Source organism: Pseudomonas sp. SIMBA_067, from assembly GCF_046534675.1.
Classification (GTDB): domain Bacteria; phylum Pseudomonadota; class Gammaproteobacteria; order Pseudomonadales; family Pseudomonadaceae; genus Aquipseudomonas; species Aquipseudomonas putida.
Window position 1 is genome coordinate 1 of record NZ_JAWRYH010000105.1, and the last position, 368, is coordinate 368.

Sequence of the window (368 nt, forward strand, 5' to 3'; positions counted from 1 at the left end):
TCACTTTCAGCTGTGGCAACATCGTTTCTGCAATAAATAACGGATGCGTCGCCAGGTCGCCTAACACGTAACTCGGGCCGACAAAGCGCGGATCGACCCGCCAGCGGGTGCTTTCACTCTGCAACTCCACCGCCTCATTATGGAAGCCGTGAGCAAACTGCATGTTAACGATGCGGATCTCACCCAAAGCCCCTTCGGCGATCATTTCCCTGGCCTGATGAACCAGCTGATGCCCGGCGTAACCGTAGGTGACGCCAACAACCTTCTGCTTCTCCCGGCTCAGCTGCTCCAGCTCATCCGCCTCTTCGACCGTAAAACAGAGGGGCTTCTCGCACACCACATGCAGCCCGGCATTAAGCGCCGCCCGG

The 368-nt window shown here is 58.2% G+C and carries 1 protein-coding gene; it reads right to left on the reverse strand.

The window, feature by feature from the left end:
• A partial coding sequence (locus SB765_RS28285; RefSeq protein WP_410932308.1) for a Gfo/Idh/MocA family protein occupies window positions 1-368 on the reverse strand: 368 nt, incomplete at both ends.